A 16,481-nucleotide genomic window follows, 5' to 3' on the forward strand; every position below is an offset into this window, starting at 1 on the left:
AGGGGCGGGGTGGGGAAAGGCTCCGCGCAGCGGCAGCCCGCCACCGGCACGGTTCGCCGGGGCGCGGACCCGACGGGGACCGGCGGAGGCGAACGGCGGTATCGGTCATCGAACGCCCGTACTTTAGCCCCGTCTTGTCCGGATTTGTCGACGGGACGGTAACAGCGGTTAGGGAGCCGCCCTAGGGCGGGAATCTCCGCGGCATGAACCACAACGCACCCCTCCCCCTCGCCCACCTCGCCGACAGCCGCCCCCGCGTGCTGACCCTCGCGCAGCTGCGCGAGCACGGCGTCAGCGCCGCCGACGCCGCGGACCGCTCCTGGCAGGAGATCCTCCCGGGCGTCTTCCTCCTGCACCCCGGCGTCGCGACGACCGAGGAGCGGCTGCACGCCTCCCTGCTGTACGCGGCCCGCCGCGGCGGCGAGGCCATGATCACCGGGCTGGCGGCGCTCGCGCTCTACCGGTTCGCCTCCGCCCCCGCCCTGCTCTCCCTCCCGCAGATCGACGTGCTCGTGCCGCACACCCGCCGCCTGCGCTCCGTCGGCACGGTCCGGATCGTCCGGACGCACACCCCGCCCCGCCCGCTGGAGGTGACGGGGCTGCCCGTCGCCCCGGTCGCCCGGGCCCTGGCCGATGCGGTGGACCGGCTCTCCGACGCCGGCACCGTACGGCGCCTGCTCAGCGAGGCCGTCCGCGCCGGGCACTGCGAACCGGCCGCCGTCGTACGGGAGCTGACGGTGGCCCGGCTGCTGAACCGGCCGCACGTGGTGGACGCCGTCGAGTCCCTCCTCGCCGAGGGCCGGGCCATCGCCGAGGACCGGCTGTACCGGCTGGTGCGCGGCTTCGAGCTCCCCGAGCCGGTCTGGAACGTCGACCTGCGCCTGCCCGGCGGCCCGCACCTGGGCGGGGTGGACGCGTACTGGCCGGAGCAGGCCGTCGCCGTGGAGATCGACACCCGGGCGCCCCGGCAGGGCGAGGACGAGGAGTGGTCCGAGGCGGTGCGCAAGCGGGAGGCGCTGGAGCGGCTCGGGGTGACCGTCCTGCACGTCACCCCGCGCAAGCTCCGCGACTGGCCCGAGCAGCAGGCCGCGGTCATCCGCACCGCCCTGACCGCCTCGGGCGGGCGGGAGCCCGCCGCCTACCTGGTGGTGCTGCCGCGGTGAGAGGGCAGCGCCGGGTTCGCCGGCGAGTACTCCGGGGCGCTCCAGCGCAGCCGCCCGGGGTGCAGGGCCTCCACCACGGACTCGATGCGGAAGCGGACGCTGCGGCTGCCGTCGGCGGCGAACTCCGTCCGGGCCCGGCCGCTGAGCTGGAGCACCGCCCCGGTCTCCCAGTGCGGGAAGAGCAGCGCGGCCCGCGGATCGGCGGCCAGGTTCCCCAGGGTGAGGAACATGGCGTTGCCCGGGTAGTCGGGCCAGGCCAGCTCGGCCGGCGAGAGCACCTCCACGAATCCGGGCAGCCCGCCGCGGTGGCTGGCGTCCGTACCGTCCTCGGCGGTGGTCGCGACGAAGAAGGTGTCGGCGGCCCGCACGGCCCGCTGCTGGCCGGCGGTGAGCGCGTCCCCGCGCCGCACGACCCCGGGCCCCTCGGCGGCGAGCTCCAGCGGCTGCCGCTTCTGGAGGTACTTGGGGCAGTTGGCGAAGACCTGCTCGGCCGCCACCTCGAACCCGCCGGGGGCCGGTTCCAGGGTTCCGTTGAGCCGCATCCGGCGCCGGGTGCGCGGGTCGAGGGCGATGGTCCCGACGCGGGTGCCGGCGGTGGCGAGCGCCCCGGCCAGGGGGTCGCCGGCCGGGAGCCCTCCGGTCACCGCGATCCGGTCGGCGCCGGTGGCCCGGACGAAGCCGGGCGGGCCGGTGAGCAGCGAGGCCCACAGCCGCCCGGCCGCGTCGGCGGCGCCGACGACCAGGTGCGGCTGGCGGGCGAGGAAGTCGGCGGCGACGTCCTTGATGCCCGCGCCGATCGAGCGGCCGACGTGCTCGGCGAGCTCGCGTACGCCGACCCGTTCCTGCACGGCCAGCGAGCCCTGGTGGTAGCGGTCCACACGGTCCACGGTGACCTCCTGTCGGGGATGCGGCTTACGAGGGTTTAGAAGAAGCCGCAGGTGGGAGCCCCCGCCGTGGGGGCGGAGGCACCTTCGGCGCCCTTGGGTACGGAGATCTCCAGACGGGTGCCGTCGGGGTCGTGGAAGAAGATCCCGCCGGAGGCGGAGCCCTCCCTGTGGGCGACGACGCCGTCGTAGGCGAAGGCGACGCCGAGGTCGCGCAGCCGCGCCTCGTAGGCCTCGACCTCGTCGATCCCGCCGGCGGTGAACGCCAGGTGGTGCAGCCCGGCCGCGGTCGGCACGTACGCGCCCTCGGCCTGCTGCCAGAGGGTGAGGACGAGCTCGCCGTCCCGCCCGAGGAAGGAAAAGCGGCGGCCCTCCTCCGTGCCCTCGCCGAGCAGCTCGAAGCCCAGGGCGTCGCGGTAGAAGGCGAGCGAGCGGGCGAGGTCGGTGACGTTAAGGCCGATGTGGCCGGTGCGCAGCGCGGTGATGACAGCCGTCATGGCTGCCCCCCTTCGAGTTCGGGTTGCTTCTCTAACCGTCTAAATTCACGTTAGGGGTTAGAGGTGAGCCCGTCAACCGGCGACGTACCCTTGAGGGGTTAGCAAGGTGGCCAAGGCGGTACGGACAGGGCGCGAAGGAGCGGCGAGATGGCGACCGAGGCGACGGACCCCCGCCCCCTGACCGGCGAGCCGATCGCCCTGGACCTGCTGAACACGCGCTGGATGCGCGAAGGCGAGCTCACCGACCTCTTCGCCGGCGCCTTCGGCCTCACCCGGATGGAGGGCCTCGCCCTCTGGCTGCGCAGCGTCGGGCTGGAGCGCCGCTTCCGCGCGGACGCACCGACCCTGGTCCACCTGCTGACCGCCCGCGAGGCCCTGGCCCGGGCGGTCGCCGACCCGGCCGACGACAGTGCGCGCACCCTGGTGGACGCCGTACTGGAGCACGGACGCATCCGGGCCACCCTGACCGCCGAGGGCCCGGGCGAGCGGGCCGAGTTCGACGACCCGTCGTGGGGGCCCGCCTGGACGGCCGCACGCAACTACCTGGAGCTGCTGCGGTCTTCGCCCGAGCGGATCCGCAAGTGCGCCTGGGAGACCTGCGTGCTGCACTTCCACGACACCTCGCGCAACGGCACGCGGCGCTGGTGCTCGATGGCCGTGTGCGGAAACCGGGCGAAGGCCTCGCGCCACTACGCGCGCACGCGCGAGCGCTGAGACGCCGAAAGTTGTCACACCCCGGCGCGCCCGCCGTCGGCGGCTCACACGTGTCACGAGGCCGGTAAGTCGACAAAGCAACTCATCAGCCGCTGGGTTTCGCGGCGGTATGCCCTGGTACGCCCCCGGTGGCGCACACCGTGATCTGGCGGGTGTCCGCCATGTCAGGTCTCGGTCAATGACAAGGCTCCCCAAACCCCTGTCACGTGCGCAAAGCTGACCGGTCATCCGGCACCGAAATCCGGACCGTATCTTTCACTTATCCAGGGATGCTGATGACCTTCGAATCCCCCAGTTCGATATCCGGGGCCCGGCGCGTCGCGCGCGTCGCGGCTGCGGCCGGTCTGGTGGCCGCTCTCGCGACCGCGGGCGCCGTGCCCGTGTTCGCGGCAACGGGCACCGGCACCGGCACCGGCACGCCGGGCACCGGGCCGGCCGTCAAGTCGGCCGACCAGAAGCTCGGTTCGACCGACGCCGAACTGCTGCAGGAGGCCAAGGCCAAGGGCGACGCGACCGTCACCGTCATGGTGGCCACCGCCCCCGGCCAGACCAAGCAGGTCGCCGACCAGCTCACCGCGGTCCAGGGCGCTTCGGTCGGCCTGACCAACGACAAGCTCGGCTACGTCCGCGCCACCCTGCCCACCGGCAAGGCCGAGGCCGCGCTGAAGGCGGCCGCCAAGCTGTCCTCCGTGCACGCCCTGGACCTCAAGCACGAGATCCAGCTCCCCGACCCGCGCCCCGATGCGGGCAAGGAGTCCGGCCAGGCGCAGAAGACCGCCGCCGAGAGCTACCCGGCGCCGGACGAGAACACCCCGGCGAAGAACCCGTACAACCCGTCCTTCGAGACCGGTGCGGTGGACTTCGTCGCGAAGAACCCGCAGGCCGACGGCCGCGGCGTGACCATCGGCATCCTGGACTCCGGCGTCGACATCGCCCACCCGGCGCTGCAGAAGACCACCACCGGCGAGCGCAAGATCGTCGACTGGGTGACCGCGACCGACCCGATCGCCGACAACGACGGCACGTGGCGCGCGCAGATCACCCCGGTCACCCCCTCGGGCGGCTCCTTCACCGCGGGCGGCCAGAGCTGGAAGGCGCCCGAGGGCAGCTTCCAGTGGAGCCGCTTCAGCGAGTCGATCACCGCCAACGGTGACATGAAGGGCGACGTCAACCGCGACGGCGACACCACCGACAAGTTCGGCATGCTCTACGACCCGGCCGCCGGGACCGTCCGCGTCGACACCGACCAGGACAACGACTTCACCAACAACGAGCCGATGAAGCCGTACAAGGACGGCTTCCAGATCGGCTACTTCGGAACGGACAACCCGGCGACCGACGTCGTCGAGCGCATCCCGTTCACGATCCAGATCCGCAAGGACGTCCCGATGGACCCGCTCGGCGGGGACTGGGTCGGCAAGAAGGCCGACTTCGTCAACATCGGCATCATCGAGTCCGAACACGGCACGCACGTCGCCGGCATCACCGCCGCCAACAGCCTCTTCGGCGGCAAGATGAACGGCGAGGCGCCCGGCGCGAAGATCGTCTCCTCGCGCGCCTGCTCCTGGTCGGGCGGCTGCACCAACATCGCGCTGACCGAGGGCATGATCGACCTCGTCGTCAACCGCGGCGTGGACATCGTCAACATGTCCATCGGCGGCCTGCCGGCGCTGAACGACGGCAACAACGCCCGCGCCGAGCTCTACAAGAACCTCATCGACACCTACGGCGTCCAGCTCGTCATCTCGGCGGGCAACGAGGGCCCGGGCGTCAACACCATCGGCGACCCCGGCCTCGCGGACAAGGTCATCTCCGTGGGTGCCGCCGTCTCCAAGGAGACGTGGGCCGCCAACTACGGCTCCGGCGTGACCAAGAAGTACAACATGTTCCCGTTCTCCTCGCGCGGTCCGCGTGAGGACGGCGGCTTCACGCCGACCATCACCGCCCCCGGCGCGGCCATCAACACCACGCAGACCTGGCTGCCCGGTTCGCCGGTGAAGGAGGCGGGCTACAGCCTGCCGGCCGGCTACTCGATGCTCCAGGGCACCTCGATGTCCTCGCCGCAGGCGGCGGGCGCCGGCGCCCTGCTGATCTCGGCCGCCAAGCAGCAGAACATCAAGCTGACCCCGGCGAGCCTGCGCGTGGCGCTCACCAGCACCGCCAAGAAGATCGAGGACGTCCCGGCGCACGCCCAGGGCGCGGGCCTGATCGACGTCAACGGCGCGTGGGAGTCCATCCAGCGCGGCGCCAAGGCCAACGAGTTCACCGTCAAGGCACCGGTCGACACCGCGATCGACCAGTTCCTGAAGACCCCGGGCTTCGGCACCGGCATCTACGACCGCGAGGGCGGCCTCAAGGTCGGCCAGAAGAAGGTCTACGACGTCGTCGTCACCCGCACCACCGGCGTCAAGTACGGCACCCGCCACAACCTGAGCTGGCGCAACAACGACGGCACCTTCAAGGTCGTCGGCGGCTACGACTACGTCACCCTGCCGCTGAACAAGCCCGTCACCATCAAGGTCGAGGCGAACGCCAAGACCGCCGGCGTGCACAGCGGCATCCTGCAGCTGGACGACGAGACCACCGAGGGCATCGACAAGCAGATCCTGTCGACCGTCGTCGTCTCCGCCCCGCTGGCGAAGCCGTCGTTCACCCTGTCGGACACCTCGTCCGTGCAGCGCAACAGCCACAAGTCGTACTTCGTCACCGTGCCGCAGGGTGCGAAGTCCCTCGAGGTCGCCCTCGGCGGTCTCGCGGCGGGCAGCCAGACGCGCTTCATCTCGATCCACCCGTACGGCGTGGGCGTCGAGGACAGCGCCACCACCCAGTGCTACCCGAACTACGACAACCCGGCCAACAAGTGCCGCCCCGACCTGCGCTCGTACGAGAACCCGACGCCGGGCGTCTGGGAGATCGAGGTCGAGTCGCGCCGCACCTCGCCGCTGCTCGACAACCCGTTCAAGCTGGACGTCTCCGTCCTCGGCGCGGGCTTCGACCCGGCGGTCAAGGTCCTGCCCGAGGTCAAGCAGGGCACCCCGGCCCCGGTCCAGTGGACCGTGAAGAACGACGGCGCCGCCATCTCCGGCGGCAAGCTCCAGGGCGGCCCGCTCGGCTCCGCGAAGGTCGCCAAGCCGACCATCGCCAACGGCGAGACCCAGACGACCACCGTCACCATCGGTGAGGGCGTCTCCCGCCTGGACGTGGCCATCGGCGGCGTCTCCGACACCGGTGCCGACCTGGACCTGACCGTCCTCAAGGACGGCGTGAAGGTCGGCTCCTCCGCCGACGGCGACTCCGAGGAGGCCGTGACCCTGCTCAACCCGGCCGCCGGCACGTACACCATCGAGGTGGCCGGCTACGCGGTTCCCTCCGGCTCCACCACCTACGACTACCGCGACGTGTACTACTCCTCGGCCCTGGGCTCCGTCCAGGTCGACGAGGCCGCCGCGGTGAACCTGGCCAACGGCGCCTCGGCGGCGGTCGCGGCCAACGTCGTCGCGAACAGCCCGGCTCCCGAGGGCCGGCAGTTCTTCGGCGAGATCAAGCTGCTCAACGGCCGCGGCACCGCCGCCGGCACCGGCAGCGTGCAGATCGAGAAGGTCGTCCAGTAACAGGCTGACCGCGTGACGAAGGGGCGGGTGCCACCGGGCACCCGCCCCTTCCGCGTGCACGGTGATCCCCCGGCGTTCGCATGGCGGAGCGCGCGCCCGGATAGCGGACGGCGGCAGAATGGACCGTAACCCCCCTCGACCAGGCAAAAGGGGTGTTCAGGGGCGGCGCAGCGCGGCCGCCGCGGATGCGCCGCACGGGTCCGCCATGGGAAGCCGGTCCGCTCCTCGGACAATGGATTGGACAAGCCTCGTGGGGTCGAACGCATGATGGCTTCACGCGCGCCCGCGTCGTACGCACCAGAAGGAGTCACCGTGAGGGTAGGAATCGTCGGAGCCACCGGCCAGGTCGGCGGAGTCATGCGCAGCATCCTCGCCGAGCGCAAGTTCCCGGTGGACGAGCTGCGGCTGTTCGCCTCCGCCCGTTCCGCCGGCTCCACCCTGGAGTGGGAGGGCAAGGAGATCACCGTCGAGGACGCCGCCACGGCCGACTACACCGGCCTGGACATCGTGCTGTTCTCCGCGGGCGGCGCCACCTCCAAGGCCCTCGCCGAGAAGGTCGCCTCCCAGGGCGCCGTCGTGATCGACAACTCCTCCGCCTGGCGCCGCGACCCCGAGGTCCCCCTCGTGGTCTCCGAGGTCAACCCCCACGCGATCAAGGACCGCCCCAAGGGCATCATCGCCAACCCGAACTGCACCACCATGGCCGCCATGCCCGTGCTGCGCCCGCTGCACGAGGAGGCCGGGCTGCTCTCCATGGTCGCCACGACCTACCAGGCCGTCTCCGGCTCCGGCCTGGCCGGTGTCGCCGAGCTGCGCACCCAGGCCTGCGCCGTGGCGGAGCAGGCGGACCAGCTGGCCTTCGACGGCGAGGCCGTCGAGTTCCCCGAGCCCGGCGTCTACAAGCGCCCCATCGCCTTCAACGTGCTGCCGCTGGCCGGCTCGATCGTCGACGACGGCTCGTTCGAGACCGACGAGGAGCAGAAGCTCCGCAACGAGTCCCGCAAGATCCTCGAGATCCCGGAGCTCAAGGTCTCCGGCACCTGCGTCCGGGTGCCCGTCTTCTCGGGCCACTCGCTCCAGGTCAACGCCCGTTTCGCCCGTCCGATCAGCGTGGAGCGCGCGTACGAGCTGCTGAAGGACGCCCCGGGCGTCGAGCTGTCGGAGATCCCGACCCCCCTGCAGGCGGCCGGCAAGGACGCCTCGTACGTGGGCCGCATCCGCGTCGACGAGACCGTGGAGCACGGCCTGGCGCTGTTCCTCTCGAACGACAACCTCCGCAAGGGCGCGGCCCTGAACGCCGTGCAGATCGCCGAGCTGGTCGCCGAAGAGCTCCGCGGCTGAGCCCCGCTCGCACCCACCGGGGGCGGCGCCGTTCGACGGTGCCGCCCCCGGTGGCGTTCGGGGCCGTGTGCGGCGCCGGGCCGGCGCGCCGGTCCGTTCGGCGAAGGCTCGCGTTCGCCCTCGGGTTACACCGGCGCGGTGATCGGACCCGCGTGCAAGGATGGCCGGGAACGTCACCATCGAAGGAGATGAACGCGTGCCTGGCACGAATCTGACCCGTGAAGAGGCTCGGCAGCGGGCGCAGCTGCTGACCGTCGACTCGTACGAGATCGACCTCGACCTGAGCGGGGCGCAGGAGGGCGGTACGTACCCCTCCGTGACCACCGTGCGCTTCCGGTCCGCCGAGGCCGGCGCCGAGACCTTCATCGACCTGGTCGCTCCGGCCGTGCACGAGGTCGTCCTCAACGGCACGCCGCTGGACGTGGGCGCGGTGTTCCGGGACTCGCGCATCGCGCTGGCGGGCCTGCAGGCCGGGGACAACGAGCTCAAGGTCGTCGCGGACTGTGCCTACACCAACACGGGCGAGGGCCTGCACCGCTTCGTCGACCCGGTCGACCAGCAGGCGTACCTGTACACCCAGTTCGAGGTGCCGGACGCGCGGCGCGTGTTCGCCAGCTTCGAGCAGCCCGACCTGAAGGCGACGTTCCGGTTCACCGTGACCGCCCCCGAGGGGTGGACCGTCATCTCGAACTCCCCGCGGGAGCTTCCCGAGGGGGCCGATCCGGCCGAGGTCAAGGACAACGTCTGGCGCTTCGCGCCGACGCCGCGCATCTCGACGTACGTCACCGCGCTGATCGTCGGCCCGTACCACTCCGTGCACAGCACCTACGAGGGCAAGGACGGCCAGGTCGTTCCGCTCGGCATCTACTGCCGGCCCTCGCTGGCCGAGTTCCTCGACGCCGACGCCGTCTTCGACGTGACCCGCCAGGGCTTCGACTGGTTCCAGGAGAAGTTCGACTACGACTACCCGTTCGCCAAGTACGACCAGCTCTTCGTGCCGGAGTTCAACGCGGGCGCGATGGAGAACGCGGGCGCGGTCACCATCCGCGACCAGTACGTCTTCCGCTCGAAGGTGACGGACGCGGCGTACGAGGGCCGCGCCGAGACCATCCTGCACGAGCTGGCGCACATGTGGTTCGGCGACCTGGTCACCATGGAGTGGTGGAACGACCTCTGGCTGAACGAGTCGTTCGCGACGTACACCTCGATCGCCTGCCAGGCCTACGCCGAGGGCACGAAGTGGCCGCACGCCTGGACCACGTTCGCCAACTCGATGAAGACCTGGGCGTACCGGCAGGACCAGCTGCCGTCCACGCATCCGATCATGGCGGACATCCGCGACCTGGACGACGTCCTGGTCAACTTCGACGGCATCACGTACGCCAAGGGCGCCTCGGTGCTCAAGCAGCTCGTGGCCTACGTCGGCATGGACGCCTTCTTCAAGGGCGTGCAGGCGTACTTCAAGGCGCACGCGTTCGGCAACACGCGCCTGTCGGACCTGCTGGGCGCGCTGGAGGAGACCTCCGGCCGCGACCTGACCGCCTGGTCCAAGGCCTGGCTCGAGACCGCCGGCATCAACGTGCTGCGCCCGCGGATCGAGACCGGCGCCGACGGCACCATCACCGCGTTCGCGGTGGCCCAGGAGGCCCCGGCCCTGCCGGCGGGCGCCCAGGGCGAGCCGACGCTGCGCCCGCACCGCATCGCGATCGGCCTGTACGACCTCGACGGCGGCCGGCTCGTGCGCACCGACCGGATCGAGCTGGACATCGACGGCGAGCTGACGGAGGTGCCGGAGCTGGTCGGCCGGACCCGCCCGGCGGTCGTGCTGCTGAACGACGACGACCTGTCGTACGCGAAGGTCCGCCTGGACGAGACCTCGCTGGCCAACGTCACCGCGCACCTCGGCGACTTCACCGAGTCGCTGCCGCGGGCGCTGTGCTGGGCGTCGGCGTGGGACATGACGCGCGACGGCGAGCTGGCCACGCGCGACTACCTCTCCCTCGTCCTGTCGGGCATCGGCAAGGAGTCCGACATCGGCGTGGTGCAGTCGCTGCACCGCCAGGTGAAGCTGGCCCTGGACCTGTACGCCGACCCGGCGTGGCGGGAGCAGGGCCTGGCGGCCTGGACCGAGGCCACCCTGGAGCACCTGCGCGGCGCCGAGCCGGGCAGCGACCACCAGCTGGCGTGGGCCCGCGCCTTCGCGGCGACGGCACGCACCGAGGCCCAGCTGACCTACCTGGCGGCGCTGCTGGACGGCTCGGCCGAGATCGAGGGCCTGGTGGTGGACACCGAGCTGCGCTGGGCGTTCCTGGAGCGCCTGGCCGCGACGGGCCGCGCCGACGAGGCCGCCATCGCGGCGGAGCTGGAGCGCGACCGGACCGCGGCGGGCGAGCGCCACGCGGCCACGGCGCGGGCGGCGCGCCCGACGGCCGAGGCGAAGGCCGCGGCGTGGGCCTCGGTGGTGGAGTCCGCGGACCTGCCGAACGCGGTGCAGGAGGCCGTGATCGGCGGCTTCGTCCAGACCGACCAGCGCGAGCTGCTGGCTCCGTACACGGAGAAGTACTTCGCGATGGTCAAGGGCATCTGGGAGAGCCGCAGCCACGAGATCGCCCAGCAGATCGCGGTCGGCCTCTACCCCTCGCTCCAGGTGTCCCGCGAGACGCTGGACGCGACGGACGCCTGGCTGGCCTCGGCCGAGCCGAACGCGGCTCTGCGCCGCCTGGTGTCGGAGTCCCGCTCGGGCGTCGAGCGCGCCCTGAAGGCCCAGGCCGCGGACGCCGCCGCCGGCCGCGCCTGACCCGCTCAGGGCCCGCCCGTCCCCCAGAGGGCCGGGCGGGCCCGCCCGGGGGGCCCGAACCCGGCCGGGGCCGGAGCCGGCTACGGCCCGACCCGGTCGGCGGCGACCCTGCGCAGGGCCGCGAGGACGTGGGTGACGGCCGGAGCCGATTCGGCGCCGCGGCGGGTCGCGGCGATGACGTGCCGGGTCGGGCGGTCGTGGGCGAGTTCGCACACGGCCACGCCCGAGGCGCGGCCGGAGACCATGCGCGGGACCAGGGCCACGCCCATGCCCGCCTGGACCATGGCGAGGATCGCCGTCCAGCCGGCCGCGGCGTGGGCCTGTTCGGGGACGAAGCCCGCCGCCTCGCAGGCGCTGCGGGCGATCTCCTGCCAGGGGCCGCTGCCCCCGTAGATCCACGGCTCGCCGGAGAGGTCCGCCAGCCGCAGGTCCGGCTCCCCAGCCAGCGGGTGGCCCGGCGGCAGGGCCACGTCGAGGGGGTCCTCCAGCAGCACCATCCGGGTGAAGCGGGTGTCGCGGGCGGTCGGGGCGTGGGCGGCCAGCGACAGGGCCAGGTCGACCATCCCGGCGGAGAGCAGCTCGTAGGACTCGGCGGCCTCGGTCTCCCGGACCCGCACCTCCACCTGCGGGTGGGTCCGCCGCAGGGCCGCGACCGCGGGGACGACCAGCACCGGCACGGCGGTGGAGAAGGCCCCGACCCGCACCTGGCCGACGTCCCCGGCCCGGTATCCGGCGAGTTCGGCGTCCGCCCGCTCCAGCTGGGCGAAGACCGCGTCGGCGTGCCGCAGGACGAGGTGCGCGGCGTCCGTGAGGCGGACCCGGCGGCCGTGCGCCTCCAGCAGGACGACGCCGAGCTGCCGGGCGAGGTTGGTCAGCTGCTGCGACACGGCCGAGGGCGTCATGTGCAGCGCCTCGGCCGTGGCGGTCACGGTGCCCCGTTCGGCGAGGGTCCGCAGGATCCGCAGCTTCTTGATGTCCCACTCGGTCATGGGGCCGAACCTACCGCCGGGCCCCCAGGCCCACGCCGCCCAGGATCAGCGCCATGCACAGCAGCTGGGCGGGGCCGGTGCGCTCGCCGAGGAGCAGCAGGCCGAGTCCGGCGACGCACACCGGCTGGAGGTAGTAGACGACTCCGGCGCGGGCCGCGCCGATCAGCGCGACGGCCTTGTTCCAGGCGAAGAAGGCGACCGCGGAGGACATGACCCCGACGTAGAGCAGCATGCCCGCCGTGCCGGCCGTGGCCTCGAAGCCGCCCTGCAGGTGCAGGGAGAGGGCGTACGCGGGGGCCAGCATCAGCGCGCCGAGCACGAAGGTGGTCAGCAGGAAGGCCAGGCCGCCGAGTTCCGCGGGCTTGCGCCTGAGCAGGGCGCTGTACGTGGCGAAGCAGAGGGCGGCGGCGAACATCCACAGGTCCCCGGCGCCGAAGTCGAAGCCGATCGAGCCGTCTCCGACGAGGAGCAGCACCCCGAAGGCGGCGGTCAGCAGGCCCAGCGTCCGCCGGGCGCCGAGGCGCTCGCCGCCGAGACGGGCGTACAGCGCCATGACCACCGGGGAGGCGGCCATGATCATGCCCATGTTGGAGGCGGAGGTGGTCAGGCCGGCCTGGTGCACCAGCGTGTTGTACAGGGCCACACCGAACAGCGAGGCGAGGGCGGTGTAGCCGAGGTGGCGGCGGATCAGCGCCCGCTGCCGCCAGGCCTGCCGGGCGGCGAACGGGGCGACCGCGACGGCGGCGATGACCCACCGCCAGAAGACGGCCTGGACGGGCGGGACGGTGTCGGCCATGCCCCGGGTGGCGACGAAGCTGCCCGACCAGACCACCGTGGCGACCAGGGCGAGGAGCACGCCGAGTCCGGCGGCGGCTCCCTTCTTCCCGCTGGTGGCGGTGGTGCCGGTGCGGTGGGCGGCGGTGCGGACCCGGTCCATGACGGCCACGGTGTGTCTCCCCCTCGGGGTGGGTGTTCGGCTGGGACGTCCCTACCGTCGCAGGCCGTCGTACATCAGGTCCATCGAAACGTTTCGATGGTTCTTTTCAGGACAACTGAACAGTGCGGCGGTCGGCCACACCGGGAGCCGCAGGTTCCGGGCCGGCGGGCTCGGCGGCCGCGGCGGCCTTGGCGGCGAACAGCTGCCCCGTGACGGTGGCCCCGAAGGCGGTTGCCATCCCGAGCAGCTGGACGGGCGTCAGGTCCTGCCCCAGCGCGGCCCAGCCGATGACGGCGGCGGTGAGCGGGGAGAGCGGGCCGAGCAGGGTGACCGAGGTGGCGCTGAGCTTGCCGATGCCGCGGAACCAGAGCCAGTACGCGATCCCGGTGTTGATCAGCATCATGTAGCCGTAGCCGAGCAGGGCGTCCCCGTCGAGCGCGGGCGGCGCCCCTTCCACGAGGGCCGCGACGGGGATGATGACCAGCCCGCCGGCGGTGAGCTGCCAGCCCGTCACGGCCAGCGGGCCGACGCCCTCGGGCCGCCCCCAGCGCTTGGTCATGACGGTGCCGGCGGCCATGGAGGCGGAGGAGACGAGCCCGGCGGCGATGCCGACGGCGTCCAGCCGGGCCTGGGCGGTGAGGACGACCATGCTCACGCCGAACGCGGCGGTCACGGAGGCGAGCACGGTCCGCAGCTGCGCCCGCTCGCCGAGCAGGAGGGCGGCGAGCCCGACGACGAACAGCGGTCCGGCGGAGCCGAGGACGGCGGCGACACCGCCGGGCAGCCGGTAGGCGGAGAGGAACAGCAGCGGGAAGAAGGCGCCGATGTTGAGCGTGCCGAGGACGGCGGACTTCCACCACCACTTCCCGGTGGGCAGCGTCCGGGAGAGGGCGGTGAGCAGCAGCCCGGCGGGCAGGGCCCGCATCACGCCGGTGAACAGCGGCCGGTCGGGCGGCAGGAGTTCCGTGGCGACGGCGTAGGTGGTGCCCCAGGAGACGGGGGCGAGGGCGGTCAGGGCGACGGTGGCCAGGCGCTTCATGGCGGGTGACTCCTCGGAAGAGCGGTGAGGAACGGTGCGGGGCGGCGGGCCGCGCGGGGCGGCGTGCGGGTCAGGCGGCGGTCGGCGTGCGCGGGGCGCTCGGGGCGGCGGCCCGGCCCGCGGCCACCGCGGCGGCGGGCGGCTCGGCGTACACGGCCTCGGCGGGCAGGTGCCGCTCCAGGCGGAGCAGGGCGAGGGCCGCGCCGGCCGCGGCGAGGGCGAGGACGGCCCAGGGCAGGCGGCCGTCGACGGACAGCAGGGAGGTGAAGAGGGAGGGGGCGAGGGCGGTGGCCAGCGAGTAGGAGAGCTGGTAGGTGGCCAGGTAGCGGCCGCGGACGGCTTCGGGGGCGGCGGAGACGGACAGGGCGCCGCCGGAGGGGCTGTGCACCAGCTCGCCGAGGGTGTAGACGACGACGATGGCCAGCAGGGCGACCAGGGTGGCGGTCTGCCCGGGGCGGACGGTGCCGAGGACGACCTGCGCGACGAAGGCGGCGGCGAAGAGCAGCGAGCCGAGGGCCGCGGAGCGCGTGCGGCGGGCCCCGGAGCGGCGGACCCGGCCGGCGACCAGGACGCCGATCCCGGCGCACAGGGCGGTGTTGACGGTGAACGCGGCGCCGGTGACGGAGTCGGGCGCGTGCAGCCAGGTCGCGATGTAGAGCGGGAAGAGCACGGACAGGGCCGCGTAGCCGAGGGCGGCGAGGAAGTTGGTGGCGGTCAGCCCGAGGAAGGGCCGGTCCTGCAGCACCATCCGGTAGCCGGCCTGCGGCCGCGCCGCCCCGGCCGGCTGCTCCCCGCGCACCGCACGGACCCGGGAGACGAGCAGCCCGGCGAGGGCGAAGGCCAGCGCGTTGCCCCCGGCGGTGTAGGTGAACGCGCCGGTCCCCCACAGCGCCAGCACCCCGGAGACCAGCAGGGCGCCCGCGCCCATCCCGGCGTTCTGCAGGGCCCGCAGGGAGGCCTGGAGCCGGTCGCGGGCGGCGCCGCGCGCCACCTCCCCGATCAGCGACTGCTGGACCACCGGGAACGACCGGTCGGCGAGGGCCGTGACCAGCGCGACCGCGGCGAAGGCGGGCAGCGAGTGGGCGAGGGGGTAGAGCGCGAAGCCGAGGACGCGGACCCCGTACAGCAGCAGGTTGACCCGCTTGGCGCCGAACCGGTCGACGGCCGAGCCGGCGAGCGGCATGAACGCGAGTCCGGCGAGGCCGGTCACGGTCAGGACCAGGCCGACGAGGGCGAAGGAGAGGCCGGTGACCTGGTGGAAGAAGACGAGCGAGAACGGCACGTACATGCCGATCCCGACCGCGCTGATGCCGATGCCGACGAGCAGCGGCCGCTCGCCCTGCACCCGGTCCGGTGCCTTCATGTCGGACTCCCCCCGAAGTAGGTTGATAGCAAGTAGCTTACTCCTAAGCTACTTTTCGTCAAGCAACTTTCTTGCGAACGTTCGAGGGGAATCGGGATACTGCCGCCATGAACGAGGCCAACAAGGACGACGTCGACGCGATCATCGAGCAGTGGGCCGCGGTCCGGCCGGACCTGGACACCGCTCCCATGGAGCTCTTCGGGCGCATCTACCGGATCGGCAAGGCCATGGGCGACGCCATGGAGAAGGCCTACGCCCGCTACGGGATCTCACGCGGCGAGTTCGACGTCGTCGCCACGCTGCGCCGCTCGGGCGCGCCGTACACGCTCTCGCCCCGCCAGCTGTCGGCCACGCTGATGCTGACCACGGGCGGTATGACCGGCCGTCTGGACAAGCTGGAGAAGGCCGGGCTGCTGTGCCGCAGGCCGGACCCGCACGACCGGCGCGGCCTCCAGGTCACCCTCACCGACCGCGGGCTCGCCCTCATCGACGAGGCCGTCACGGCCGGGCTCGAAGTGCAGCGGGCCGCGCTGACCGGGCTGAGCGAGGAGGAGGTCGCCGTCCTGACCGCCCTCCTGCGCAAGCTGCTGGCCGCCGTCTAGCCGGTCAGGGGTTGCGCCGGGAGATCGAGGCGTTCAGGGCGGTCGCGAAGGCGCACCAGGCCGCGTAGGGAAGGAGCACGCGCGCCGCCGTCGGGTCGGTGCGCGCGGTACGGCGGATCAGTCCGGCGTTGCCGAGGTCCAGGAGCAGGATGCCGGCCAGGGCCGCCCTCGGGCTGCGGCAGCCGAAGAAGAGCCAGCTCCATCCCGCGTTGAGCGCCAGGTTCGCGGCGAACCCGGCGACCGTCTTCGCCCGTTCGGGCCCCCGCGACCGGCCGAGTGCGTGTCCGAAGGCGAAGGCGAGCGAGGCGTACAGCGGGGTCCAGACCGCCGCGAACGCCCACTGCGGGGGCTGCCAGGGGGGCTTGCGCAGGTTCCGGTACCAGGCACCGTCGGGATCGACCGCCACCGAGCCCGCCGTGGCGGCCGCCGCCACGGCAGCGGCCGCCGCGGCATACCGGCGCCACGGTCCGGGCCCCGCGTGGGCCCCGTGGCCCTTGCTGATCGGCATCATGCAGAGGGCTGTTCCCCCGCAGGCCCCCTTCGG

The 16,481-nt window shown here is 72.8% G+C and carries 13 protein-coding genes; 6 read left to right on the forward strand and 7 right to left on the reverse strand.

All coding sequences use genetic code 11. From position 1 onward, the window contains the following. Positions 1 to 203: 203 nt before the first annotated feature. Positions 204 to 1,163: a hypothetical protein gene (locus tag AB0953_RS14620; protein ID WP_366859811.1), complete on the forward strand. Its 960-nt coding sequence runs from the start codon at positions 204 to 206 to the stop codon at positions 1,161 to 1,163. On the opposite strand, the gene AB0953_RS14625 is transcribed toward AB0953_RS14620, so the two are convergent. Together AB0953_RS14625 and AB0953_RS14630 are read right to left on the reverse strand one after the other, a co-directional pair. Then, the gene (locus AB0953_RS14625; protein WP_366859970.1) at positions 1,139 to 2,041 is read right to left on the reverse strand and encodes a pyridoxamine 5'-phosphate oxidase family protein; all 903 of its coding nucleotides are present in this window, start codon (positions 2,039 to 2,041) and stop codon (positions 1,139 to 1,141) included. The genes AB0953_RS14620 and AB0953_RS14625 overlap by 25 nt on opposite strands. A 44-nt stretch (positions 2,042 to 2,085) precedes the next feature. Next, complete coding sequence (locus tag AB0953_RS14630) at positions 2,086 to 2,544, reverse strand: VOC family protein (protein ID WP_366859812.1); 459 nt, start codon at positions 2,542 to 2,544, stop codon at positions 2,086 to 2,088. Positions 2,545 to 2,691: 147 nt separating this feature from the next. Between AB0953_RS14630 and AB0953_RS14635 the strand changes: the two genes are divergently transcribed. The 4 genes from AB0953_RS14635 to pepN all read left to right on the forward strand — a co-directional run bounded on the left by AB0953_RS14635 (position 2,692) and on the right by pepN (position 11,007). After that, positions 2,692 to 3,258 carry a CGNR zinc finger domain-containing protein gene (locus tag AB0953_RS14635; RefSeq protein ID WP_366859813.1) on the forward strand — a complete coding sequence of 189 codons (567 nt, stop codon included), beginning with the start codon at positions 2,692 to 2,694 and terminating at the stop codon, positions 3,256 to 3,258. Positions 3,259 to 3,533: 275 nt separating this feature from the next. Continuing rightward, a complete protein-coding gene (locus AB0953_RS14640; protein ID WP_366859814.1) occupies positions 3,534 to 6,869 on the forward strand; it encodes a S8 family serine peptidase in 3,336 nt (1,111 codons plus the stop codon). Positions 6,870 to 7,181: 312 nt separating this feature from the next. Further along, positions 7,182 to 8,210, forward strand: a complete 1,029-nt coding sequence (locus tag AB0953_RS14645) for an aspartate-semialdehyde dehydrogenase (protein ID WP_366859815.1) — start codon at positions 7,182 to 7,184, stop codon at positions 8,208 to 8,210. Between the two features lie 196 nt (positions 8,211 to 8,406). Further along, positions 8,407 to 11,007, forward strand: a complete 2,601-nt coding sequence (gene pepN / locus AB0953_RS14650) for an aminopeptidase N (RefSeq protein ID WP_366859816.1) — start codon at positions 8,407 to 8,409, stop codon at positions 11,005 to 11,007. Positions 11,008 to 11,087: 80 nt separating this feature from the next. On the opposite strand, the gene AB0953_RS14655 is transcribed toward pepN, so the two are convergent. The 4 genes from AB0953_RS14655 to AB0953_RS14670 all read right to left on the reverse strand — a co-directional run bounded on the left by AB0953_RS14655 (position 11,088) and on the right by AB0953_RS14670 (position 15,335). Then, the gene (locus tag AB0953_RS14655; RefSeq protein ID WP_366859817.1) at positions 11,088 to 11,996 is read right to left on the reverse strand and encodes a LysR family transcriptional regulator; all 909 of its coding nucleotides are present in this window, start codon (positions 11,994 to 11,996) and stop codon (positions 11,088 to 11,090) included. 10 nt (positions 11,997 to 12,006) lie between these two features. Then, positions 12,007 to 12,933 carry a DMT family transporter gene (locus AB0953_RS14660; RefSeq protein WP_366859971.1) on the reverse strand — a complete coding sequence of 309 codons (927 nt, stop codon included), beginning with the start codon at positions 12,931 to 12,933 and terminating at the stop codon, positions 12,007 to 12,009. Between the two features lie 106 nt (positions 12,934 to 13,039). Next, on the reverse strand, positions 13,040 to 13,972 hold the full coding sequence (locus tag AB0953_RS14665) for an EamA family transporter (protein ID WP_366859818.1): 933 nt from the start codon (positions 13,970 to 13,972) through the stop codon (positions 13,040 to 13,042). Between the two features lie 70 nt (positions 13,973 to 14,042). Next, complete coding sequence (locus AB0953_RS14670; RefSeq protein WP_366859819.1) at positions 14,043 to 15,335, reverse strand: MFS transporter; 1,293 nt, start codon at positions 15,333 to 15,335, stop codon at positions 14,043 to 14,045. 107 nt (positions 15,336 to 15,442) lie between these two features. Between AB0953_RS14670 and AB0953_RS14675 the strand changes: the two genes are divergently transcribed. Continuing rightward, on the forward strand, positions 15,443 to 15,937 hold the full coding sequence (locus AB0953_RS14675) for a MarR family transcriptional regulator (protein ID WP_366859820.1): 495 nt from the start codon (positions 15,443 to 15,445) through the stop codon (positions 15,935 to 15,937). 4 nt (positions 15,938 to 15,941) lie between these two features. Here the strand turns inward: AB0953_RS14675 and AB0953_RS14680 are convergent, their stop codons facing one another. Then, positions 15,942 to 16,448, reverse strand: a complete 507-nt coding sequence (locus AB0953_RS14680) for a TspO/MBR family protein (RefSeq protein WP_366859821.1) — start codon at positions 16,446 to 16,448, stop codon at positions 15,942 to 15,944. Positions 16,449 to 16,481: the final 33 nt, after the last annotated feature.

Origin of the sequence: Streptomyces sp. NPDC046866 (assembly GCF_040704625.1) — a bacterium.
Lineage (GTDB): Bacteria > Actinomycetota > Actinomycetes > Streptomycetales > Streptomycetaceae > Streptomyces.